This window comes from Methylobacterium sp. J-077, assembly GCF_022829365.1.
Lineage (GTDB): Bacteria > Pseudomonadota > Alphaproteobacteria > Rhizobiales > Beijerinckiaceae > Methylobacterium.
Genome location: NZ_JAKSYJ010000216.1, coordinates 1 through 22,899, shown reverse-complemented (window position 1 = coordinate 22,899; position 22,899 = coordinate 1). Strand labels below are relative to the sequence as shown.

The 22,899-nt window shown below is 67.4% G+C and carries 17 protein-coding genes; 3 read left to right on the top strand and 14 right to left on the bottom strand.

The window, feature by feature from the left end; genetic code table 11:
• Positions 1–40: 40 nt before the first annotated feature.
• From MKL11_RS26400 to coxB, 10 genes are all read right to left on the bottom strand, one after another.
• Positions 41–1,297, bottom strand: coding sequence for an SfnB family sulfur acquisition oxidoreductase (locus MKL11_RS26400; RefSeq protein WP_243948744.1), 1,257 nt, complete (start codon positions 1,295–1,297; stop codon positions 41–43).
• Positions 1,298–1,343: 46 nt separating this feature from the next.
• Positions 1,344–2,459, bottom strand: a complete 1,116-nt coding sequence (gene sfnG / locus MKL11_RS26395) for a dimethylsulfone monooxygenase SfnG (RefSeq protein WP_243948742.1) — start codon at positions 2,457–2,459, stop codon at positions 1,344–1,346.
• A gap of 206 nt (positions 2,460–2,665) precedes the next feature.
• Positions 2,666–3,433 carry an SURF1 family protein gene (locus MKL11_RS26390; RefSeq protein ID WP_409565923.1) on the bottom strand — a complete coding sequence of 256 codons (768 nt, stop codon included), beginning with the start codon at positions 3,431–3,433 and terminating at the stop codon, positions 2,666–2,668.
• Positions 3,433–3,840: a DUF983 domain-containing protein gene (locus tag MKL11_RS26385; RefSeq protein WP_279600731.1), complete on the bottom strand. Its 408-nt coding sequence runs from the start codon at positions 3,838–3,840 to the stop codon at positions 3,433–3,435. The genes MKL11_RS26390 and MKL11_RS26385 overlap by 1 nt, the downstream gene beginning before the upstream one ends.
• A 118-nt stretch (positions 3,841–3,958) precedes the next feature.
• Complete coding sequence (locus MKL11_RS26380; RefSeq protein ID WP_243948728.1) at positions 3,959–4,819, bottom strand: cytochrome c oxidase subunit 3; 861 nt, start codon at positions 4,817–4,819, stop codon at positions 3,959–3,961.
• Between the two features lie 141 nt (positions 4,820–4,960).
• Positions 4,961–5,572, bottom strand: coding sequence for a cytochrome c oxidase assembly protein (locus MKL11_RS26375; RefSeq protein WP_243948719.1), 612 nt, complete (start codon positions 5,570–5,572; stop codon positions 4,961–4,963).
• A 9-nt stretch (positions 5,573–5,581) separates the two neighbouring features.
• Positions 5,582–5,746, bottom strand: a complete 165-nt coding sequence (locus MKL11_RS26370; protein WP_243948717.1) for a hypothetical protein — start codon at positions 5,744–5,746, stop codon at positions 5,582–5,584.
• A 5-nt stretch (positions 5,747–5,751) separates the two neighbouring features.
• A complete protein-coding gene (locus MKL11_RS26365) occupies positions 5,752–6,702 on the bottom strand; it encodes a heme o synthase (protein WP_243948715.1) in 951 nt (316 codons plus the stop codon).
• 201 nt (positions 6,703–6,903) lie between these two features.
• Complete coding sequence (gene ctaD / locus MKL11_RS26360) at positions 6,904–8,532, bottom strand: cytochrome c oxidase subunit I (RefSeq protein ID WP_243948713.1); 1,629 nt, start codon at positions 8,530–8,532, stop codon at positions 6,904–6,906.
• 50 nt (positions 8,533–8,582) lie between these two features.
• Positions 8,583–9,422 carry a cytochrome c oxidase subunit II gene (coxB, locus tag MKL11_RS26355; RefSeq protein ID WP_243948711.1) on the bottom strand — a complete coding sequence of 280 codons (840 nt, stop codon included), beginning with the start codon at positions 9,420–9,422 and terminating at the stop codon, positions 8,583–8,585.
• 292 nt (positions 9,423–9,714) lie between these two features.
• On the opposite strand from coxB, the gene fdhD reads away from it, so the two are divergent.
• Positions 9,715–10,557 carry a formate dehydrogenase accessory sulfurtransferase FdhD gene (gene fdhD, locus MKL11_RS26350; protein ID WP_243948709.1) on the top strand — a complete coding sequence of 281 codons (843 nt, stop codon included), beginning with the start codon at positions 9,715–9,717 and terminating at the stop codon, positions 10,555–10,557.
• 2 nt (positions 10,558–10,559) lie between these two features.
• Here the strand turns inward: fdhD and MKL11_RS26345 are convergent, their stop codons facing one another.
• The gene (locus MKL11_RS26345) at positions 10,560–11,453 is read right to left on the bottom strand and encodes a hypothetical protein (RefSeq protein WP_243949083.1); all 894 of its coding nucleotides are present in this window, start codon (positions 11,451–11,453) and stop codon (positions 10,560–10,562) included.
• Between the two features lie 544 nt (positions 11,454–11,997).
• Between MKL11_RS26345 and gltB the strand changes: the two genes are divergently transcribed.
• Both gltB and MKL11_RS26335 read left to right on the top strand, forming a co-directional pair.
• Positions 11,998–16,713 (top strand): glutamate synthase large subunit, encoded by a 4,716-nt coding sequence (gltB, locus tag MKL11_RS26340; protein WP_243948707.1) that lies wholly within the window; start codon positions 11,998–12,000, stop codon positions 16,711–16,713.
• A gap of 101 nt (positions 16,714–16,814) precedes the next feature.
• The gene (locus tag MKL11_RS26335; RefSeq protein WP_243948705.1) at positions 16,815–18,248 is read left to right on the top strand and encodes a glutamate synthase subunit beta; all 1,434 of its coding nucleotides are present in this window, start codon (positions 16,815–16,817) and stop codon (positions 18,246–18,248) included.
• Between the two features lie 55 nt (positions 18,249–18,303).
• Here MKL11_RS26335 and MKL11_RS26330 read toward each other — a convergent pair whose 3' ends face one another.
• The 3 genes from MKL11_RS26330 to galE all read right to left on the bottom strand — a co-directional run bounded on the left by MKL11_RS26330 (position 18,304) and on the right by galE (position 22,022).
• On the bottom strand, positions 18,304–19,740 hold the full coding sequence (locus MKL11_RS26330) for a DUF459 domain-containing protein (RefSeq protein ID WP_243948703.1): 1,437 nt from the start codon (positions 19,738–19,740) through the stop codon (positions 18,304–18,306).
• Between the two features lie 79 nt (positions 19,741–19,819).
• On the bottom strand, positions 19,820–21,025 hold the full coding sequence (locus MKL11_RS26325; RefSeq protein ID WP_243948701.1) for a lytic murein transglycosylase: 1,206 nt from the start codon (positions 21,023–21,025) through the stop codon (positions 19,820–19,822).
• Positions 21,026–21,029: 4 nt separating this feature from the next.
• Positions 21,030–22,022, bottom strand: coding sequence for a UDP-glucose 4-epimerase GalE (gene galE, locus MKL11_RS26320; RefSeq protein ID WP_243948699.1), 993 nt, complete (start codon positions 22,020–22,022; stop codon positions 21,030–21,032).
• Between the last annotated feature and the right edge of the window lie 877 nt (positions 22,023–22,899).

Here is a 22,899-nt window from a genome sequence, read left to right as displayed (position 1 = left end):
TGTCTTCCGAACGCCGACAGCCGGCCTTCGGGATGGCCCTTCAGCTCCAGGCGTGGAACGGCGGCGCGACGCCGTTCAGCGCGTGGTTGCCGATGATGGCGACCTTCCACCGGACCGGATCGTGCAGGGTGTGGGTCCGGGCATTGCGCCAGTGCCGGTCGAGGTTCTCGGCGGCGAGCGTCGAGCGGGTACCGGAGAGTTCAAATAGCTTGCTGGAGGCCGCCAGGGCGATGTCGGTGGTCAGCACCTTCGCCTCGGCGACGGCGAGCTGCGCGGCGGCGACGCTCTCCGCATCCGGCTGCGCCACCGCCGCGTCTAGGGCCAGCCCGGCCTTGTCGAGCAGCGCTTCCGCGGCGTGCTGGCGGATGGTGAGGTCGCCGATCGCCTGGATCGTGTAGGGATCCTCCGAGGCGCGCTCCTGCCCGCTATCGATCCAGGGCCGCGCCTTCTCGCGCACGAACCGGATCGTATCGTCCAGGGCCTCGCGGCCGATGCCGGCATCGACCGCCGCCTGGATGATCTGGAAGATCGCCCCGTCCGCGCTCGGCGCCTCGTAGCCCCTCCAGGCCGGCACCAGGTGGGTCTTCTCGACCCGGACATCCTCGATCAGCACCGTGCCGCTCGCCGTGCCACGCTGGCCGAAGCTGGACCAGTCGTCGATCACCGTGAGCCCCGGAGCGTCCCGCTCGGCGATGGCGTACCAGGCCCGCCGCTCGGCATCGAGGGCGACGATCGGCACCAGATGCGCCAGGAGCGCCCCGGACGCGTAGAACTTCTGGCCGCGCACGCGCACGTGGTCGCCGTGATCGGTGAACCGCGTGTCGAAATCGGCGGCGCGCTTGGTCCCCCGCTCGGAGAAGGCGTTGCCGAACCGGGTGCCGCGCAGGACCTCCCCGAACAGCAGCCGCTTCTGCGGCTCGTCCGAAACCGTCCGGATCGCCGCCACGATCCCCAGATGGTTCTGCGAAATCTGCCCGATCGCCGGATCGGCCGCCGAGATGATCGCGATGACCTGCGCCAGGGTCTTGTAGGAGACCTCCGGGCCGCCATAGGCCTTGGGCACGTTGATCGACCACAGGCCGCTCTGGGAGAAGCCATCGAGCTCCGCCAGGGGCCGGGCATGGGTCCGGTCGCGCTCGGAGGCACCGAGCCGGAACTCCGCGGCGAGGCGGTGGGCCACTGCCAGCGCCTCGGCATCGTCACGGATCACATGGGCGGGGGCAGGCGGCCGCGCCGGCCCGGGCAGGCCCTGGCGTGGCTGCGTGTCGAGCGTGCGCGCATCGACGGCGATGTTCATGGCTCACTCCGATAGGGCAGGGTTGTTATGAGATTGCAGGCGGCGATCAGGCCGCCTCGGCGCGCTTCTCGCGCGCGGCTTCCAGCGCACGGACCCGCGGGATCACGTGGGCGCCGAAATACGCGACCTCCTCCTGAAAATGCAGGAACGCCAGCAGCGCGAGATCGGCCCCGGCATCCTTGAGCGCGAGGATCCGCTCGGCGATCTGGTCCGGCGTGCCGATCAGGTTGGTCTTGAAGCCGTCGTTGTACTGGACCAGGTCGGTGAAGCTCGACTTGGCCCAGTTGCCTTCGCCCTCGGGCGAGGCCTTGCCGGCATTCTTCACCTCGTGGCCGAACGCCTTCACCGCGTCGGGATCGGCTTGGTCGATGATCTCCTGAAGGACGGCGCGGGCCTCCTCCTCGGTGTCGCGGGCGATCACGAAGGCGTTCACGCCGATGCGCGGGCGGTTGCCGCTCTCGGCGGCCTTCGCGCGAATGTCGTCGACCTGGACGCGGATGTTCTCCGGCGTGTTACCGTTGGTGAAATACCAATCGGACACCCGGGCCGCCATGTCGCGCGCCGCCCGGGACGAGCCGCCCTGAAAGATCTCCGGGAGCGGATCGGCCGGCTTCGGTTTCAGGGTGTAGTCCGTGTAGCGGTAGAAATCGCCGCGGAAGGTGAAGTTGTCCTGGGTCCAGATCCCCCTCAGGCTGCGGATGAACTCTTCCGACCGGCGATAGCGCTCGTCATGGTCGAGCCATGGCTCGCCGATCGCCCGGAACTCGCCCGAGAACCAGCCGGAGACGATGTTGACGGCGATCCGGCCGCCGGTGAGCTGCGAGATGGTGGCCACCTGCTTGGCCGCGAGCGTCGGATTCCAGGGGCCGGGCAGGATCGCGGCGATCACCTTGATCCGGGAGGTCGCAGCCAGCAGCGCGTGACTGAACGCCACCGATTCGTGCTGGTACTCGGCGCCGTAGCCCGCGGTGAACCGGATCTGCGTCAGCGCGTAGTCGAAGCCTGATTCCTCGGCGATCTGCGCCAGGCGGCGGTTGTAATTGGCGTCCCAGCTCGTGCGCTGCGGGATCTTGCTGATCACGAGGCCGCCCGAGACGTTGGGCACCCAGTAGGCGAAGCGGATCGGATCAGGCGACGTGTCTTCTACGAAACGGACGGTCATGGCGCGCTACCTCGTTCGCGCGGAATCGTTGCTCCGCGGCGTCGTCAAAGGATCGCGGCAAACTGAATACAAGATGCAGACTTGCGCAACCGCTCAGGAACACGCAAAGTATTCCGGCTCGGCCACCACAGGTCAAAGGAACGCGATGCCGTTTTAAACGGCAGCCGAGCCGCATTCTTCTGCGCCGCCCGGCGTCGAATGCGAGTTTATTCTTTTCCTGTGGGCGCCGTGTGCGAATCGTGCAGGCGGCGATAGGCGAACACACCGAAGACGCCGATCAGGCAGGCCGCCAAGGCGAACCACGTGAAAGCATATTGCAGGTGGTTGTTGGGGATATCGACCTTCAACTGGCCGCCCTGCGGCCACGTGGCCCGGCCCGGTCCGGCATCGGCCTCGATCAGGTAGGGCGCCGCATCGGCGATCCCGCGTGCGGCGGCGATGCCCGCGACATCGCGGTTGAACCACTCGCCGCGTACCGGATCCGCCTCCGGGACGAACATCCCCCGCGGCTCGCTGGCGCGCAGGATCCCGGTGACCGTGGTCGGCCCTTCGATCAGGCCGTCCCGGCGATCCGCCTGTGCCTTCAACTCGGTCGGCACGAAGCCGCGGTTGATCAGGACCGTGCCGCCCTCCGCCCGCAGCAGCGGCGTGATCACGTAATAGCCCTGCAGCGCCCGGCCGGGCGTCTCGCCGGCGGCCAGGCCGTGGACCAGCGTCTCGCGATCGTTGGCGAAGCGGCCGGCCACGCGGACATGGCGGAACTCGTCCCGGCCGGGATCCCAGGCTTCGGGCGCGGGCGGCGCCACCGGCTCGGCCCGGGTCTGCCGGACGATCCGGTCGATCAGGTCTTCCTTCCAGACCTTGCGCTCGATCTGCCAAATCCCGAGGCTTACCAGAATCGCCAGCGCGATCAGGGTCGCGAGACCGGGCGCGACGAGATCGCGCCAGGCGGCTGCACGCGGCGTGGTACGGATCACTGCTCGAAGCGTCCCTGCTCGGCCTTGTTGCTGTACTGGAGGGCGATCAGCATGCCCTTGAGCGGGCGCACCAGGATCAGGCTCAGGCCGATCGACAGGGTGCCGGCGACCAGTGCATGGACCCAGATCGGCGGCTCGTAGGTGATTTCCAGCCACAGGGCCAGGCCGACCACCAGCAGGCCGACGATGGACATGACGAAGAAGGCCGGCCCGTCCGCCGAATCGAAGCTCGTATAGTCGAGTTCGCAGGCCTCGCAGGACGGGCGCAGGGTCAGGTAGCCCTTGAATAGATGGCCTTCGCCGCAGCGCGGGCAGCGGCCGCGCAGGCCCGTCGGGACGGGCGGTGGTTGCGGATAGGTTCGTTGGTCCACGTGGTCACTCCAGACCGGCCCGGGAAGCCGCATGCGCGCCGCTGCCCGGCCGTCCCTATCGATATGGGGATTCGCATCGAGTCGGACACGAAAAAGGGCGGCCGAAGCCGCCCTCTCACCGGTCCGCCCTGCGAGGGCGGGATATGGACCTTCAGTGAGCCGCGCCGTGGAAGACGCCCGAGCCCCAGACATAGATCGCGGCGAACAGGAACAGCCAGACCACGTCGACGAAGTGCCAGTACCAGGCGGCGAACTCGAAGCCGAGATGCTGGCGCGGGGTGAACTGGCCGGCATAGGCGCGGAACAGGCACACCGCCAGGAAGATGGTGCCGATGATGACGTGGGCGCCGTGGAAGCCCGTCGCCATGAAGAAGGTCGAGGAATAGATGCTGCCCGCGAACCCGAATTCGGCGTGGCTGTACTCATAGGCCTGGCAGGCGGTGAATAGCACGCCCAGGACGATCGTCAGCCAAAGGCCGTATTTCAGGCCCTTGCGGTCGCCGTGCAGCAGGGCGTGGTGGGCCCACGTCACGGTGGTGCCGGAGGTCAACAGGATCAGCGTGTTGAGTAGGGGCAGGTGCCAGGGATCGAACGCCTCGATGCCCTTCGGCGGCCAGACCCCGCCGGTGAACTCGACCCGGGAGGCCTGGATCGGGTCGGCCGTGTAAAGCGCTGCCTCGAAATAGGCCCAGAACCACGCCACGAAGAACATCACCTCGGAGGCAATGAACATCATCATGCCGTAGCGGTGATGGAGCTGGACGACGCGGGTGTGGTCGCCCGAATTGGCCTCGTGCGCCACGTCCTTCCACCAGGAGAACATGGTGTAGAGCACGCCGATGGCGCCAAGGCCGAAGATGTAGGGCCCCGGGGTCAGGGTGCCGATCTGGAGGCTCTTCATCCAGAACACGGCGCCGAAGGCCATCAGGAAGCCCGAGAAGGCCCCGATCAGCGGCCATGGACTCGGGTTAAGAATATGGAAATCGTGATTCTTGGCGTGCGCCTCGGCCATCGTCCCGTCGCTCCTCACCCTGACGCCCCGCGCCGTTCCCGGCATCCGGCCTGATCGCTCTTGGCTGGGCGCTGGATAAAAAGCGCCCAAGCTTGTCCGCACACTTAGTCGGTGCCGACCTCCGTTGTCACGCGGTCGCGATCAGAAATCGCGCTTCGTGCCCGAAGCCCCTGTGGTCGCGACCGCCGCGCTCACCGGCTGGCCGTTCTTCGAGGCGAAATAGGTATAGGACAACGTCATCTCGGTGAGATGGGCGGTGTTCGAATCGTCCCGCACCGCCGGGTCGACATAGAACACCACCGGCACGTCGAGCGTCTCGCCCGGCTGCAGCGTCTGCTCGTTGAAGCAGAAGCAGGCGATCTTGACGAAGTAGCCGCCCATCAGGCCGGGCTGGACGTTGAAGGTCGCCACGCCGGTGGACGGCTTGGTTCCGGTGTTCTGGACCCGGAAGAAGACCGTCTTGGTCTCACCGAGCTTCGCCTCGACGCTGTTCGCCTCGGGGGCGAACTTCCAGGGCAGGCCCGGCGCGACGTTGGTGTCGAAATGGACGACCATGCTGTCGTCGGCGCGGGCCGCCGTGCTCGCCAGGGCAGGACCTTGGCGCGGCGTGCCGTCATAGCCAGTCGCCTTGCAGAAGGCGTCGTAGAGCGGCACCGACGCAAACGCGAGGCCAACCATGCCGACCGCGAGGCCGGCGCAGGCGAGCGCCGTCCGTCGGGCGCCGCGGTTGGGATCGGGACGGGATGTGGTCATCGGGATCCCTCAGAGCGGACGGCTGAGGATCTGCGGGCCGAGCTTGACGATCGTCAGCACGAAGAACAGCAACACCCAGGCCCCCAGCGCCAGGGCGATCGCGATCGAACGCTTCCGCCGGCGCGCCTCTTCCGCGGGGGTAAGCTGCCGATACGGGACCTCGGGATCCGGCATGGCGCTCAAACCAGAACCGACCGGAACAGGCCGAAACTCTGCTCGGCGAGCAGCGCCGAGAACAGCGCGAACAGGTAGAGGATCGAGAAGCCGAACATGCCCATGGCGGCTCGCTTCTCGGCCTCGCCCTCGCGGTTCTTCAGCACGCGGACGCTGAAAGCCACCATGCCGAGGCCGCCGACCAAGCCGATCACCGCGTAGAGCAGGCCGCCGAAACCGAGGGCCACGGGCACGAGGCCGAGCGGCGCGAGGAACACGGAGTACCAGACGATCTGGCGGCGGGTCGAGGCCGGGCCGGCGACGTTGGGCATCATCGGGATGCCGGCGCGGGCATAGTCCTCGGCCTTGATCAGGGCCAGCGCCCAGAAATGCGGCGGCGTCCAGATGAAGATGATCGCGAACAGGACCAGCGACTCGATCCCGACCGAGCCGGAGACTACCGCTTGGCCGATCACGGGCGGCAGGGCGCCGGCGGCGCCGCCGATCACGATGTTCTGGGCGGTGGCCCGCTTCAGCCACATCGAGTAGATCACCGCGTAGAACACGATGGTGAAGGCGAGCAGCCCGGCGGCGAGCCAGTTCGCGGCGAGGCCCAGCACCAGCACGGAGGCGACCGACAGGAACAGGCCGAAGCCGAGCGCCTCCTCGGAGGAGATCCGGCCGGCCGGGATCGGGCGCTGCGCCGTCCGGGTCATCACGGCGTCGATATCCGCGTCCCACCACATGTTCAGGCAGCCCGATGCCCCGGCGCCGACCGCGATGGCCAGCAGCGAGATCACGCCGATCGCCGGCGGGACATGCCCCTGCGAGACGACCATGCCGACCAGGGCCGTGAAGATGACGAGGACCATCACCCGCGGCTTGAGCAGGGCGAAATAGTCGGGCACGTCGCCGCCCACGGCCGTGAAGGCCGGGGCCGGAGCGTCCGGTCCGATCGTGTTCGTGAGGCTCGTCATCGCGTCTGCCGCTGTTGTGTCGGCGCCCGGCCACGCGCGTCACGGCCGAGTCATGTTTCGAAATCGATTAGTTCCAAGGGAAGGTGCGAGCGGAACACGCGGCCCATGCGGTTCGCTCGTCTTCATCGCCCTTGCCGGGAAGTCGCCGACGCGGCTTCCGGGGAAGGGCGAGGGCCGCTCATGCGGCCCTCGCGGATCAGGTCAGTGCGCGCCCGGCTCGTCGACGATACGCGGCAGAGTTTCGAACTGGTGGAAGGGCGGCGGGGAGGGGAGCGTCCACTCGAGGGTGGTGGCGCCTTCGCCCCAGGGATTGTCGGCAGCCCGCTCCTTGGAGCGGAAGGCCAGCACGACGCCGATCACAAAGACGAACATGCTCAGGCCGAAGATGTGGCCGCCATAGGTCGAGACCCTGTGCCAGGCTGCGAAGGCGTCCGGGTAGTCGGCGTAACGCCGCGGCATGCCGGCCAGCCCGAGGAAGTGCATCGGGAAGAACAGGACATTGGCGCCGATGAAGGCCAGCCAGAAGTGCAGCTTGCCGGCCCATTCCGGGATGATGTGCCCGGTCATCTTCGGGAACCAGTAGTAGACGCCGGCGAAGATGATGAACACCGCGCCCAGCGACAGCACGTAGTGGAAGTGCGCGACGACGTAGTAGGTGTCGTGCAGGTACTTATCGACCGCCGAGTTGGCGAGCACGACGCCGGTCACGCCGCCGACGGTGAACAGGAAGATGAAGCCTACCGCCCAGTGCATCGCGGCGGTGAAGCGGATCGAGCCGCCCCACATCGTGGCGATCCAGGAGAAGATCTTCACGCCCGTGGGGACCGCGATCACCATGGTGGCGAACACGAAGTAGGACTGCGTCTGCAGGGACAGGCCGACCGTGTACATGTGGTGGGCCCAGACCACGAAGCCGACGACGCCGATCGCCACCATCGCATAGGCCATCGCGAGGTAACCGAAGACCGGCTTACGCGAGAAGGTCGAGATGATGTGCGAGACGATGCCGAAGGCCGGCAGGATCATGATGTAGACTTCGGGATGACCGAAGAACCAGAACAGGTGCTGGTACAGGATCGGGTCGCCGCCGCCGGCCGGGTCGAAGAAGGTCGTGCCGAAGTTGCGGTCGGTGAGCAGCATGGTGATGGCGCCCGCCAGAACCGGCAGCGACAGCAGCAGCAGGAAGGCGGTGACCAGCTCGGCCCAGGCGAAGAGCGGCATCTTGTGCAGCGTCATGCCCGGGGCGCGCATGTTCAGGATCGTGGTGATGAAGTTGATCGCCCCGAGGATCGAGCCCGCGCCCGAGAGGTGCAGGGCGAAGATCGCGAAGTCGACGGCTGGGCCGGGATGGCCGGCGGTGGAGAGCGGCGGATAGACGGTCCAGCCGGTGCCGGCGCCGGACGCGCCCGGAGCGCCCTCGACGAACAGCGAGCACAGCAGCGAGCAGAAACCCGCTACGGTCAGCCAGAACGAGATGTTGTTCATGCGCGGGAACGCCATGTCGGGCGCGCCGATCATGAGGGGCACGAACCAGTTGCCGAAGCCGCCGATCAGCGCCGGCATCACCATGAAGAACACCATGATGAGACCGTGTCCGGTGACGAACACGTTGTAGGTCGCCGGGTTCGAGAAGTACTGCAGCCCCGGCTGCTCCATCTCCATCCGGATGCCGAAGGAGAGGAACGCGCCGATCATGCCGGCGCAGAAGGCGAAGAGCAGGTAGAGGGTGCCGATATCCTTGTGGTTCGTCGACAGGAACCACCGGGCGAAGAACGACGGCTTGTGGTCGTGGACCTCGTGGGCCTCGGCATGGGCTGCGGCTGTAGCCATGGATTCGGGTGCCTTGTGGATCTGACGGGTTCTGTTCGGTCAGCCGGGGCTCAGCGCGCCTCGGCGAAGCTCGTGCCTGTATCAATGCGGGCGTACTTGGTCTTGGCTTCCTTCAGCCAGTCGGCATAGGCCTGCTCGCTGACCACGCGCACGACAATCGGCATGTAGGCGTGGCGCTGGCCGCAGAGCTCCGAGCATTGGCCGTGGAAGGTACCTTCCTTGTCGGCCCGAAACCACATCTGGTTCAAGCGGCCCGGCACGGCGTCGATCTTGAAGCCGAAGGCCGGCATCGCCCAGGAATGCAGCACGTCGGCCGCCGTCACCTGGATCTTCACGATCTTGCCGAGCGGCACGACCATCTCGTTGTCGGTCTGAAGCAGGCGGGGCTGCTTGTCCTCGTCGATGTTGGCATCGAACGTGAAGCCGCCGCCGGCCTCGGTCTGCGGGTACTCGTAGGACCAGTACCAGGCATGGCCGATGACCTTCACGATCATGTCGGCCTTGGGATCCGCGAGCTGCGTGCGCAGGAGGCGGAAGGACGGGATCGCCACGGCGACCAGGATCAGGACAGGGACGATGGTCCAGGCGATCTCGATGGCGGTGTTGTGCGTCGTGCGCGAGGGGGTCGGGTTGGTCTTCTCGTTGAAGCGGAAGACGCACCAGAGGATCAGACCGAGCACGAAGACCGAGATCGCCAGCGACAGCCAGTGCAGGCCGATCTCGAAGCCGAGGATGTCGCGCGCGTTCTCGGTGACCGGGATCTGCCGGCTCATCTCCCACGGCACCGGCTGTCCGAAGCCACCGGCGAGCGCGCCGGATGTCGAGCTGAGCAGAGCGCCGAGGGCGGCGAGGCTCCAGGGTGATCGGGTGATCGTCCGCACCGTCCGCATCTGCCTCTCGTTGCTCCCCTGCGATTTGCTTTCCCGTCGGCGTTTCCCGTCTTGACTGAGCGCGGGATGGTGCCGACGTGACGGACCGCCAGTTGTGTTACCCGGCGTGTATCCGATCGCGGCTTCAGATCACAAGGACGTTCAAGGTGCAACCGCACAAGCGTCGCAGCGCGTGGATTCCGGCTCATTCCAGGGTCGATACGGCGTTGCCCCGACCGTTCGTCGCCTTCGATTCTATCGACACGTTCCACAGGCATCGCAGCGGCACGATCGGGTCTCGCCGGAGCATCGCATGTTGACGAAACCCGGGGAGCAATCGGCCGGGCTCCCACCGTCTTCGGTCCGGATTCCGATGCAGGTCGTCGCCTATACCGGCTCGGAACCGCGGCCCGGCATCAGGGCGCTCGCTGTCGAAACGCCGGTCAACTTGGTCTACGGCAGCGTCCCGCACGCCGTGATGATGGCGACGCCCGCCGATCTCGAGGACTTCGCCTACGGTTTCAGCCTGACGGAAGGGATCATCGAATCCGCGCGCGAGATCCGTTCGACGCGGGTCGAGATCGGCGCTGACGGGCTGCGCCTCCATGTCGAGCTGGCGCCCGGCCGCCTGCGCGAGCATCTGGCGCGCAAACGCGCGATCAGCGGTCGGACCGGTTGCGGTGTCTGCGGCATCGAGGATCTGGCGGAGCTGCCGTGCGCCGAGATGCGGGAGGCGCCGGAGGTGCGGGTCGCGCTTTCGGCAATCGCCAGGGCGCTCGCCGGGCTCGATGCGGAACAGGTTCTGGGGGCCGAGACCCGAGCCGTTCACGCCGCTGCCTGGGCCCGCCTCGACGGAACCCTGGTGGCCGTGCGCGAGGATGTCGGCCGGCACAATGCCCTAGACAAGCTGGTCGGCGCGCTGATGCGAACGGGCTTCGATGCCGCCGACGGCTTTCTGGTGATCACCAGCCGCTGCTCGTTCGAGATGGTCGAGAAGACCGCGCGGCTCGGCGCCGCGGTGATCGTCGCGATCTCGGCCCCGACCTCCCTGGCGCTGGAGCGTGCCGAGGAACACGGGATCACGCTCTGCGCCATCGCGCGCTCGGACACGGTAACCGTCTTCACCGGGGCCGAGCGGCTGGTCTCGGGCGAATAACGCTACTGCGCCGCCGGCTCTTTCTCGGACGGACCCGGGACGATCGTGGCCCCGCCGATGATTCGCACCGGCTTCCTGTCGGGCGGCGGGTCCTTCCAATCCTGCGCGGCAGGCTTGGCCGCCTCGGCGACGCCGCCCCCCGCGGGCTTGGCCAGAGGCGGATTGGCCGGGGTGGGAATCGCGGGCGCGGGGTTGGCCGCGGGTGCCTTTTCGATGGCAGCGGACTTGGTGTCTGGCTTCGCTTCGGCCGCGGGATCCGCCTTGGTCGCCTCCGCCGGAGAAACCTTCGGGGCGGGCGCCTCCGGGACGGTGCGGAGCGCCGGCTTCAGCTCCGGCTGGCGGCCGGGCTGGGCCGCGCGGGCGACCTTGCGAGGCGCTTCGGGGCGGGCACGACCGTCGTGATTGACGCCATCGGGAGTAAACTCCGGGCGCAGGGCCTCGGGATTTGCGCGGCGCTGCGGACGCGTGACCGTTGGCGGGACGTCATCGGGCGTCGCCGGCCGCAGGACACGCCGCGGCGCGGCATCCTCCTCGGTCCAGCCGAACCCGGGGCCGGGGCGTTCGAGCCGCGCATAGCTCTCCGGCGCGCCGAGGCGCTGGCGCCCGACGATCGCGCCGGCGGCGGGATCGACGAACAACCGAACCGGGATGCCCGTGGGGCTGACGGCATCCACGACATAGACGCGCCCGTCGAAGCGGGGGCGGCTCAAGCCACTGAAGCCGCGATCGGCCAAGCGCCACGCGACGACCCGCGGCGGCAGGATGTCGTTCTCAAAGGCGAATTGCGCGCTGGCGCCGCGGCAAAGACCCAGCATCGCTCCGCTGGAGAGCAGCACCGCACAGAGCGCGCGCGTCGTTGCGCGCCGTGCCCGGCCAGCCGTTCTATTCTCGATCATCACTCTGGTGCGTTCCCGTCTTGGAGACCCGGCAGAGTATCCGGTTCCGGCATGGTCCGGGCTGGTTTGCCCAGACCTCGACCATGCCGGCGAGGTCGTTGCCCCGCATGCCGCTTGTGCTCGGCGAGATCCCGTAGACTGGGTGATTCGGGCAAGATTGCGGAAGAGACTGTTTAACGCCGGCTTAAGCGACGTCGCCGATGCCGCGCTCGCGTCCCTGCGCGATCCCTTGCTGAAACGGTTTCAATCTGGCAATTTCGCGACTTAGGACAGTATAACTGTCCCATTGGCCGCGCATTCCGGCCGTCACCGTCTCGCCCACAGGCGGGAAATCCGGCAGACGGTCGCGAGCGCGCCAGCGCGCCGCTCCTGTGAGCGGTCCGGGTTCTCGATGAACGAAGGTCGACGGGCACGTTCCTGCGGGGACCGACCGGATCGCCTGCGGCATCGGGTCTGGGCGCCAGGCGGTTACGGCTCGCGGGCATGAAACATGCTGGCGGGACGGCCGACGGCGGAGGGGATCAAGGGAAGGACGAGACGAAGCATGGCCCAGCGCGGACCCGCCGACGAGTTTGCTGCTTCCGAGTTCCAGGCTGCCGCCCCTCGCGGCGGCGCGGCGCCGCTCACGGTGCGCGATCCCGCTCTGCCCAAAGCTCAGGGCGCCTATGATCCGGCCAACGAGCGCGATGCCTGCGGCGTCGGCTTCATCGCCGATATGCACGATCGCCGGACCCATGCCATCGTCGAGCAGGGCCTTAAGATCCTTGAGAATCTCGACCATCGCGGCGCGGTCGGCGCCGACCCCAAGATGGGCGACGGCTGCGGCATCCTCACCCAGATCCCGCACGGCTTCTTCGCCGACGAGTGCTCGCGCCTCGGCTTCGAACTGCCGCCGGCCGGCCAATATGCCATCGGCCAGTTCTTCCTGCCCAAGGCGGAGGAGCCCCGGGCGATCATCCAGGGAATCATCGAGGCGGCCCTGGCTGACGAGGGGCTGCCCCTTCTCGGCTGGCGCGACGTTCCGGTCGATCCGGAGGATCTGGGCGTGGCCGTGAAGGCCACCGAGCCGCATCACCGGCAGGTGTTCATCGGCCGTCCGGGCTCCGTCGCCGACCAGGACACATTCGAGCGGCGCGTCTACGTCGCCCGCAAGGTGATCTCCAACAAGGTTTACGCCCTCGACGATCCGCGGGTGAAGGAGTTCTATCCGGTCTCCGTCTCGACCCGGACCATCGTCTACAAGGGCATGGTCCTGGTCACGCAGATCGGCGACTACTTCCTCGACCTGAAGGACGAGCGATTCGTCTCGGCGATCGCCCTGGTCCACCAGCGCTTCGCCACCAACACCTTCCCGACCTGGCGGCTGTCGCACCCGTACCGGATGGTCGCCCATAACGGCGAGATCAACACGCTACGCGGCAACGTCAACTGGATGGCGGCCCGTCAGGCGAGCGTCGATTCGGAGCTGTTCGGCAACGACATCTCGAAGCTCTGGCCGATCTCCTACGAGGGCCAGTCCGATACCGCATGCTTCGACAACGCCCTCGAGTTCCTGGTGCAGGGCGGCTATCCGCTCGCCCACGCCATGATGATGCTGATCCCGGAGGCGTGGGCCGGCAATCCGCTGATGAGCGAGGAGCGGCGCGCCTTCTACGAGTACCACGCCGCCCTGATGGAGCCGTGGGACGGTCCCGCCGCCGTGGCTTTCACGGATGGCCGTCAGATCGGCGCCACCCTCGATCGGAACGGCCTGCGCCCGGCCCGCTACATTGTCACGGACGACGGCCTCGTGGTGCTCGCCTCCGAGATGGGCACGCTGCCGATCCCAGACGAGAAGATCGTGCAGTCCTGGCGCCTGCAGCCGGGCCGGATGCTGCTGATCGATCTGCAGAAGGGCCGGATCGTCTCCGACGAAGAGATCAAGGGCGAGCTCGCCGCCGCGCACCCCTACGCGGACTGGGTCAAGAACACCCAGATCGTGCTTGAGGACCTCAAGCCCGTCGTGGCGCGGGAATCGCGCTCGGACGTGAGCCTGCTCGATCGCCAGCAGGCTTTCGGCTACACCCAGGAAGACCTGAAGCTGCTGATGCAGCCCATGGCCGTGACCGGCCAGGAAGCGGTCGGCTCAATGGGCACGGACACGCCGCTCTCGGCGCTCTCCGACAAGTCGAAGCTGCTCTACACCTACTTCAAGCAGAATTTTGCCCAGGTCACCAACCCGCCGATCGACCCGATCCGGGAGGAGGCGGTGATGAGCCTCGTCTCGTTCATCGGGCCGCGGCCGAACCTGCTCGACATGGAGGGCGCGTCAAGGCGCAAGCGTCTGGAGGTCCGCCAGCCGATCCTGACCAATGGCGACCTCGAGAAGATCCGCTCGATCGGCCATTTCGAGGACCGGTTCGACACCAAGACCCTGGACATGACCTACCCGGCCGAGATGGGCGCGCAGGCCATGGACGGCGCGCTCGATCGCCTCTGCGACCGGGCCGAGGCGGCGGTGCGTGGTGGCTACAACATCATCGTGCTGACCGACCGGGCCGTGGGTCCGGACCGGATCCCGATCCCGGCGCTGCTGGCCACCGCCTCCGTGCACAATTACCTGATCCGCAAGGGGCTGCGGACCTCGGTCGGCCTCGTGGTCGAATCGGGCGAGCCGCGTGAGGTGCACCATTTCGCTTGCCTGGCCGGCTACGGTGCCGAGGCGATCAACCCCTATCTCGCCTTCGAGACGCTGCTGGCGATGAAGAACGAGTTCCCGCCGGACCTTACCGACGACGAGATCATCTACCGCTACATCAAGGCGATCGATAAGGGCTTGCTGAAGGTCATGTCCAAGATGGGCATCTCGACCTACCAATCCTATTGTGGCGCGCAGATCTTCGATGCGGTCGGCCTGAACTCGACCTTCGTCGGCCGTGACTTCTTCGGAACGGCCACCACCATCGAGGGCGTCGGCATGGCCGAGGTCGCCGAGGAGACGGTGCGCCGTCACCGCGATGCCTTCGGCGACGCCCCGATCTACCGCAACGCTCTCGATGTCGGCGGCGAATATGCCTACCGGCTGCGCGGGGAGGCCCATACCTGGACGCCGGACACGATTGCGACGCTCCAGCACGCGGTGCGCCTCAACGTGCCCGAGCGCTATCGCGAATACGCCGCGCTGGTGAACCGGCAGGAGAACCAGCTCAAGACCTTGCGCGGCCTGTTCCGCCTTAAGTCGGCGTCAGAGCTCGGCCGCGAGCCGGTGCCGCTGGATTCGGTCGAGCCGGCCTCCGAGATCGTCAAGCGCTTCGCCACCGGGGCGATGTCGTACGGCTCGATCTCGAAGGAAGCCCATGAGACGCTCGCGATCGCGCTGAACTCCTTCGGCGGGCGCTCCAATTCGGGTGAGGGCGGCGAGGAGGTCGAGCGGTTCAAGCCGCTGCCGGACGGGCGCTCACGCCGGTCGGCGATCAAGCAGGTCGCCTCGGGCCGGTTCGGCGTCACGACGGAATACCTCGTCAATTCCGATATGATGCAGATCAAGGTCGCGCAGGGCGCCAAGCCCGGCGAGGGCGGCCAACTGCCCGGCCACAAGGTCGATGCCAAGATTGCCAAGGTCCGCTACGCCACCCCGGGCGTCGGCCTGATCTCGCCGCCGCCGCATCACGACATCTACTCGATCGAGGATCTGGCCCAGCTGATCTTCGACTTGAAGAACGTGAACCCGTCGGCCGACGTGTCGGTGAAGCTCGTCTCCGAGGTCGGGGTCGGCACGGTCGCGGCCGGCGTCGCCAAGGCGCGGGCCGATCACATCACAATCTCAGGCTATGATGGAGGCACGGGCGCGGCGCCGCTGACCTCGCTCAAGCACGCCGGCGGACCCTGGGAGACCGGCCTCGCCGAGACCCAGCAGACGCTGGTGCTCAACGGCCTGCGCGGGCGCGTCGCCCTCCAGGCCGATGGCGGCATCCGCACCGGGCGGGACGTGATCATCGCGGCCCTGCTCGGCGCCGACCAGATGGGCTTCTCGACCGCACCGCTGATCGCGGCCGGCTGCATCATGATGCGCAAGTGCCACTTGAACACCTGCCCGGTGGGTGTCGCCACCCAGGATCCGGTGCTGCGCAAGCGCTTCAAGGGCACGCCCGAGCACGTGGTGAACTACTTCTTCTTCGTGGCGGAAGAGGTGCGCGAGATCCTGGCCTCGCTCGGCTTCTCCAAGCTGGAGGAGGCGGTCGGCCGCTCCGAGGTGCTCGACAAGGTCGAGGCCATCGCCCACTGGAAGGCGCGCGGGCTCGACTTCACCAAGCTGTTCCACCGGCCGAAGGTCGCCGAGGGTATCGCCATCCGGCACGTGGAGAAGCAGCACCATCCGATCGACACCGTCCTCGACCGTCGCCTGATCGAGCGGGCCAAGCACGCCATCGAGACGGGCGAGCCGGTGGTCGTCACTGACACGATCCGCAACTCGGACCGGGCGGCCGGCGCGATGCTGTCCGGCATGGTCGCCAAGGCCCATGGCCATGAGGGGCTGCCCGACGACACCATCGTGGTGAAGCTGTCGGGCACCGCCGGCCAGAGCTTCGGTGCCTGGGTCGCGGCTGGCGTGACCATCGAGCTGACCGGCCACGGCAACGACTATGTCGGCAAGGGCTTGTCGGGCGGCAAGCTGATCATCCGGCCGAGCGACGCCCTGCGATCGCCTCCGGACCGGACCATCATGGTCGGCAACACCGTGCTGTACGGCGCTATTGCCGGAGAGTGCTATATCCGCGGCTCCGCGGGCGAGCGCTTCGCGGTGCGGAATTCCGGCGCGATCACCGTGGTCGAGGGCATGGGCGACCACGGCTGCGAGTACATGACGGGCGGCGTCGTGGTCTCGATCGGTGAGACTGGGCGCAACTTCGCGGCCGGCATGTCGGGTGGCATCGCCTATGTGCTGGACGAGGACGGCTCGTTCTCGGCCCGCTGCAACCTGTCGATGGTCGATCTCGAACCGGTCGAGGAGGAGGATGACCTGATGCGCCGCTTCCACCAGGACGGCGACCTCGAGACCAAGGGGCGCGTCGACATCCTGGCCGACATGTCCGGCCACGACGAGGAGCGCCTCAGCCAGCTCATCACCAACCATCTCAAATATACGGGCAGCCCGCGGGCCAAGCAGATCCTTGATGACTGGGCGAACTTCCGCACCAAGTTCGTCAAAGTGATGCCGGTGGAATACCGCCGCGCCCTGCGCGAGATGGAGATGGCACGGATGCCGGTGGCCGCGGAGTAGAGTTATCGGTATCGGCACCCGAGCGAAACGGGTGCCGATTGCGAAATAAAGGTCTCATAGGCTGCAGCATCGGTCGATCTGCGGGCCTCAAGGGTTGATCGATGGGCAAGATCACGGGTTTCCTCGAATTCGACCGGCAAGAGCAGAAGTACCAGCTCGCTGCCGATCGCGTGCGGCACTTCCGCGAGTTCACCCTGCCGCTCGACGAGCACGACCTCACCAAGCAGGCGGCCCGCTGCATGGATTGCGGCATCCCGTTTTGCCACGGCCCGACCGGCTGCCCGGTCCACAACCAGATCCCGGACTGGAACGACCTCGTATTCCAGCAGGATTGGGAGGAGGCGTCGCGTAACCTCCACTCGACCAACAACTTCCCCGAATTTACCGGCCGCGTCTGCCCGGCGCCTTGCGAGGAGGCGTGCACGCTCAATCTCGAGAACCAGCCGGTCGCGATCAAGACGATCGAGCAGGCGATCGCCGACCGCGCCTGGAACATGGGCTGGATCAAGCCCGAAGCGGCCTCCGTGCGCACCGGCAAGCGCGTGGCGATCGTAGGCTCCGGGCCGGCCGGCCTCGCGGCGGCCCAGCAACTCGCCCGGGTCGGCCATGACGTCCACGTGTTCGAGCGCGAGCCGAAGGCCGGCGGCCTGCTCCGCTACGGCATCCCCGACTTCAAGATGGAGAAGCGTCACATCGACCGCCGCGTGCGGCAGATGGAGGCCGAGGGCGTAGTCTTCCACTACAACCAGAATATCGGCGTGACGAAGCCGGTTGAGGAACTGAAGGCCGAGTTCGACGCCGTGATGTTCTGCGGCGGCGCAGAGGATCCCAGGAACCCGCAGCTCCCAGGGCAGGAACTGGAGGGTGTCCACTACGCGATGCCCTATCTGATCCAGTCGAATCGGCGCGTCGCCGCCGAACCGATGCGCGGCAACGGCGAGGTGCCGATCCTGGCCGCGGGCAAGAACGTCGTGGTGATCGGCGGCGGCGACACGGCCTCCGACTGCGTCGGTACCGCCTTCCGCCAGGGCGCTCTGTCGGTGACGCAGCTCGACATCCGTCCCCGCCCGCCCGAGCGCGAGGACAAGCTAACGGTGTGGCCGTACTGGCCGACCAAGATGCGGACCTCCTCCAGCCAGGCCGAGGGCGCCGAGCGCGAATTCCAGGCCGCGACCCTGCGGCTCGACGGCAACAAGAAGGGTCGTCTGACCGGCGTGGTCTGTGCCCGAGTCGACGCCAAGCGTCAGCCGATCCCCGGGAGCGAGTTCATCCTGCCGGCCGACCTCGTCTTCATGGCGATCGGGTTCGCTGGTTCGGTCCAGAAGGGCCTTCTCGAGCAATCCGGCATCAGCGTCAGCAAGCGCGGAAACGTTGAGGCGAACGAGGAGGATTACCGCACCTCGGACGAAAAGATCTGGAGCGCCGGCGACATGCGCCGGGGCCAGTCCCTGGTGGTTTGGGCCATACGCGAAGGCCGCCAGGCCGCCCGCGCCATCGACGAGACCTTGATGGGTGCGAGCGTCCTGCCGCGATAGGTTCGCCTTCGGCTCAACGGCGCGGGTTGCACGAACCCGCGCCGGATCGCACGCATCAGCCGGGCGGCCAGCGGAAATCGTCGGCGCGGCCGGGCTGAGGCAATGGCGCAGCCCCGCGCACCAGCGTCCGCTCGACGGTGCCGAGGTTGTCGCCGTCGCGCGGCCGGCCGGTCAGCAATGTTCCACCGGGAGACACCTCGGTCCGGCCAAGGGGCATCACGGGACCCGCCGCGGGCTTGACCGGCAGCGCCGGGACGCCCGGGGGCTCCGGCAGGCTCGGCAGCATCGCGGTGATCTGGCGGTCGATCGTCGCGGTGTCGGTGGGCTGCCCGGAGCCGTCGAGGCTCGGCCCCGATGTCGAAGGCGGCCCAGCGGGCGCGATGGTGGCGGTGGGCGCCGGCTCGGTCAGCGCCGGAGCGGTCGTACCCATCAGCCGCTTTAGCTCGACATCCGCGAAATGCGCCAGCTTGCGGTCGCCGGCCTTGGTGAAATGCACACCATCGGCGGTCCGAAGCTTGGCGATCTGCCCCTCGGGATCCGGGCCCGAGGCGGCGTAGCGGTCGCGATCGTCGACGAAGCCGGGCCAGATATCGACATAGGTCGCGCCGGCCTTGGTCACGCTGTCCCGGACGATGTCGTTGAGGCTCGCGAAATCCCGGCTCAAACTCTCGCTCTGCATCGGCGGCAGTCCGACCCAGACCAGCGGTACCTTGTGGTCGGCAAATACCTTCAGGAGGGCGTCGATCCGGGCGCGATACAGGGTCTTCCAGCGATCGGTGAGAGGATCGACCGTCTCGTCGCCCTCGCGGATCGGCTGCCGGTCATTGATTCCGAGCATGATCAGCGCGTAGCGAACCTTCGGATTGGTCCGGAGGTAATCTTCGGCGCTCTTGGGCCAATCGACCACGTCCTTGCGCACGAGCCCGCTGTCGCCCTTCGCGCGATCCACGACGGCGATGTCGGCATTGTCCTCGAAAACGTCGTCGAGCCCGTGGGCGAGGTGATCGGCCAGGGAATCGCCGAACACCGCGATCTGCACGTTCGGCGCGTTCTTGGTGATGGCGGGCTTGGGCGTCACCGGCGTCCGGACGGCCCGCTCCCGGCGCTTGATCGCGGCTGGAGGCCGTTGTGCGTCGGCGGTACCGAAATTGCTGCGCGGACGCGGGGCCCGGTAGGTCCGCTCCGGTGGGGGGGCGACCGGCTGGGGCCTGTCCTCCCACGGCCAGTAGAACTGGCGTGGCGCCTCCTGGGGCGGCGCATAGCGCGGCTGGCGCGCGTAGGCCCCGTCGTCACGGTAATAGGCATCGCGCGCGCGACGCCGCGGCGGCGCCTCGGAATAGGCGCCGTTCCCAGGCTGCTGATAGCTGTCGCCCCACTGCGCCTGGGCCGGTGCACTGCCCATCAGGGCCAAACCCGCTTCGCTCAACAGGACGGCCAGCCCGAGGAGGGCCGGACGGGTCGTGCGACGCCAGGCGGCGACTTTCATGCGCATCCCGCATTCCCAAAGCGATCGGATGCCGATCGCGAGCCGTCAGTATACGGGAGATGGGCGCACACGTCTAAGCCGTGCGCTACCGACTGGAACCGCGCCGGTCCTGGACGCGGGCAAGAAGCGCCGGCGTGGCATAGCCATCCGCCGGCAGGCCCGCGCCGATCTGGTAGCGCCGCACTGCCTCGCGCAGTTTCGGGCCGGCGCGGCCGTCGGTAGGGCCATCATAGACGCCGGCCGCCGCCAGCCCGGTCTGGAGCGCGCGCAATCCGGCACCGTCGAGGCGCGGACCTGTCGGCCAGGGAGCCGCGAGAATGGGGCCGCCGTCGAGACGATCGGCGAGGTGCCCAACAGCGAGGGCATAGGAATCCGAGGTGTTGTAGCCGCGGATCACCTCGAAATTGTCGGTGATTAGGAAGGTGGGTGCTCCCAGGCCGCCGGGCAGGAACAGGCTGGCTTTGCCATATCCGGGCAGAGCCTTTCCGTCCGCGCGCCGGACGCCGCGGGCGGCGAAGCCACTGAGGTCGCCGGTATAATCGGCCAGGTCGAACCCTTCCGGCAGACGCACTTCGTAGCCCCAGGACAGCGTCGGATCCCAGCCGAGATCCTTGAGATAGGCCGCAATGGATGCGAGCGAATCCGCGTCGCTCGTCCAGATGTCCCGGCGGCCGTCGCCGTCGAAATCGACTGCGTGGGCGAGATAAGTGGACGGCAAGAATTGGACCTGCCCCATGGCGCCTGCCCAGCTTCCGCTCATCTGGCCGGGCGTGATGTCGCCGCGCTGCAGGATGGTCAGGGCAGACAGGAGTTCGTCGCGAAACAGCGTACCGCGGTGCTTGGCGTCGGCCAGGGTCGCGAGCGCCCGGATGGTCGAGAGGCTGCCGGCACTGGCGCCGAAATCGGATTCGATGCCCCAGAAGGCGAGGATGATGGCGGCCGGGACCCCGTAACGGTTCTCGATGGCCTTAAGCGTCTGTGCCAGGGCCGCCGCCCGGGCGCGTCCGCGGGTAATCCGACCGGCCGAGACGGCACCGACGAGATAGTCCCAGACCGGCCGCACGAACTCGCTCTGCTGCTTCGTCCGGGCCAGCACGCCGGCATCGGGCCCCGTGATGTCGCGGAAGGCGGCAGAGAAGGTTTCGGGGGATACGCCGCGGGCCTCCGCGTCGGGACGCAGGGCCGCGACGAAGGCTTGGAAACCGCCGTTCGGAGCCGCGGGCTTTCCAGCTCGGGAGACGGCCGGCATGAGGCACAGAGCGGCGGCCAGTACCGCGCGACGGGACGGCATCGGTTCAGATCCGATTGCGCGTCCTAAGTGTGTCCTCCCAGGCGAGCGCCTGGGCGACGATGGCGTCGAGGTCGTCGTGGCGCGGCTGCCAGCCGAGTCGCGACCGGATCCGGGCCGCTTCCGCCACGATCCGGGCCGGATCGCCAGGGCGGCGCGGGCACAGGCGGACCTCGAAGTCTCGCCCTGAGATCCGCTTGACCACCTCGATCACCTCCAGCACCGAGTAGCCCCGGCCGTAGCCGCAGTTCAGCGTCAGGCTCTCGCCGCCCGTGCGCAGATGGTCGAGCGCCACCCGGTGCGCTTCGGCCAGATCCGAGACCTGGATGTAGTCGCGCAGGCACGAGCCGTCCGGAGTCGGGTAGTCGGTGCCGTAGACGTCGAGCCGCTCCCGCCGGCCGAGCGCGGCCTGCGTCGCGACCTTGATCAGGTGTGTGGCGTTCGGGGTCGACTGCCCCGAGCGTCCGGCCGGATCGGCGCCGGCGACGTTGAAGTAGCGCAGCACAACGTAGCTGAAGCCGTGGGCGGCGGCCGCGTCGGCGATCATCCACTCGCTCATCAGCTTGGAGCGGCCGTAGGGGTTGATCGGGTTGAGCGGCAGGTCCTCGGGCACCGGCACGATCTCGGGTTCGCCGTAGACCGCCGCGGTGGAGGAGAAGATCACGTGGCGCACGCCCGCCCGCGTCGCGGCCTCGATCAGGGCCCGGGTCTTGACGGTGTTGGCGAGGTAGTAGCCGAGCGGATCGGTGACCGAGTCCGGCACGACGATCCGGGCGGCGAAGTGGGCGAGCGCGTCGATGCGGTGCTGCAGGATGGTCTGGGTGACCAGCGCCTGGTCGGCGACGTCACCGACCACGAGCTTGACGCCCTCGGGCACGGCCCAGTCGAAGCCGGTGGAGAGATCGTCCAGCACCACGATCTCGTCGTGGCCGGCATCCAGCAGCGCCAGAACCATGTGGCTGCCGATATACCCAGCCCCGCCCGTCACCAGAACCGCCATGTCATCTCTCCCAAACTCGCCGGGCCACACCGGTTTGAGCGCTTGAACGGAGCCGTTACACGGCTCGACGATCGGCAACGCTCTAAGCCCAGGGAATCGATCCATCCTCGCCGCCCATCGGTGAACGGATTCCTACAACTAACAGCTGCTCTGCACCGAGCGCGGGCGCCCGATCACGCGGCTTCGATCGTGAGACGGCAAGCGCCAACTCCGACGCTTCAGCGCCTCACGAAGGGTAGACCTCGCCGACGCCGATCGAGCCGACACCCCGAAGCGACATGCGTAGTTTGCATCGATGCGAATGCTGGGACGCCCCCGCCGGCACCCGCCCCCCTCGCAAGCTAAGCGTCAGCCGAGGGCGAGGTCTATGACGGCGCGAGGCGGTAAACAGTCACCTAATTTCTATTTTGCGTGCACCGCACCAAAAGAAAAGGCGCTCTCCAGCCTTAGATGGCTATACCGAAACTATCCAGACGCATCCCGATATCGCCTTTTCAACAGCGCCGTTCCTTCCCTCCTGCGCGCCAATGCCCTTCCTAATCCCCTCAGCTACATTGCATAGCCGAGTGATAATAATTGACACTAGACTGTGATTCTCCATATGGCTCAGCTTGTAACAGCGTCAATAATTCGTTATAAATAGGCATTAAGAATTTGTTAACTATCTTCTCGTCATCAGCCTTCAGGAAGCGAGCCCATGTTGCGCGAGGCCGGCCCACCCCTCTCCCCCCTCGCTTCTGCGCCGCACCATAGGGTTGAGATGTCGGATGTTGCCGATCAGATTGCGGGTCAGGTGAGCGAGGCTGCGGAGGCTGTTGCGGAGGCGGTTTTGCCGGAGACGCCGTTCGTGGCACGCGGGCTTCGGCTGGACTGGGCG

Excerpts from the sequence above, each read along its gene's own strand:
- coxB (WP_243948711.1), bottom strand. The coding sequence starts at position 9,422 with ATGCGGACGGTGCGGACGATCACCCGATCACCCTGGAGCCTCGCCGCC.
- MKL11_RS26365 (WP_243948715.1), bottom strand. The coding sequence starts at position 6,702 with ATGACGAGCCTCACGAACACGATCGGACCGGACGCTCCGGCCCCGGCC.
- sfnG (WP_243948742.1), bottom strand. The coding sequence starts at position 2,459 with ATGACCGTCCGTTTCGTAGAAGACACGTCGCCTGATCCGATCCGCTTC.
- gltB (WP_243948707.1), top strand. The coding sequence starts at position 11,998 with ATGGCCCAGCGCGGACCCGCCGACGAGTTTGCTGCTTCCGAGTTCCAG.
- galE (WP_243948699.1), bottom strand. The coding sequence starts at position 22,022 with ATGGCGGTTCTGGTGACGGGCGGGGCTGGGTATATCGGCAGCCACATG.
- MKL11_RS26325 (WP_243948701.1), bottom strand. The coding sequence starts at position 21,025 with ATGCCGTCCCGTCGCGCGGTACTGGCCGCCGCTCTGTGCCTCATGCCG.
- MKL11_RS26370 (WP_243948717.1), bottom strand. The coding sequence starts at position 5,746 with ATGCCGGATCCCGAGGTCCCGTATCGGCAGCTTACCCCCGCGGAAGAG.
- fdhD (WP_243948709.1), top strand. The coding sequence starts at position 9,715 with ATGTTGACGAAACCCGGGGAGCAATCGGCCGGGCTCCCACCGTCTTCG.
- ctaD (WP_243948713.1), bottom strand. The coding sequence starts at position 8,532 with ATGGCTACAGCCGCAGCCCATGCCGAGGCCCACGAGGTCCACGACCAC.
- MKL11_RS26345 (WP_243949083.1), bottom strand. The coding sequence starts at position 11,453 with ATGATCGAGAATAGAACGGCTGGCCGGGCACGGCGCGCAACGACGCGC.
- MKL11_RS26400 (WP_243948744.1), bottom strand. The coding sequence starts at position 1,297 with ATGAACATCGCCGTCGATGCGCGCACGCTCGACACGCAGCCACGCCAG.
- MKL11_RS26380 (WP_243948728.1), bottom strand. The coding sequence starts at position 4,819 with ATGGCCGAGGCGCACGCCAAGAATCACGATTTCCATATTCTTAACCCG.
- MKL11_RS26335 (WP_243948705.1), top strand. The coding sequence starts at position 16,815 with ATGGGCAAGATCACGGGTTTCCTCGAATTCGACCGGCAAGAGCAGAAG.
- MKL11_RS26375 (WP_243948719.1), bottom strand. The coding sequence starts at position 5,572 with ATGACCACATCCCGTCCCGATCCCAACCGCGGCGCCCGACGGACGGCG.
- MKL11_RS26385 (WP_279600731.1), bottom strand. The coding sequence starts at position 3,840 with ATGCGGCTTCCCGGGCCGGTCTGGAGTGACCACGTGGACCAACGAACC.
- MKL11_RS26330 (WP_243948703.1), bottom strand. The coding sequence starts at position 19,740 with ATGCGCATGAAAGTCGCCGCCTGGCGTCGCACGACCCGTCCGGCCCTC.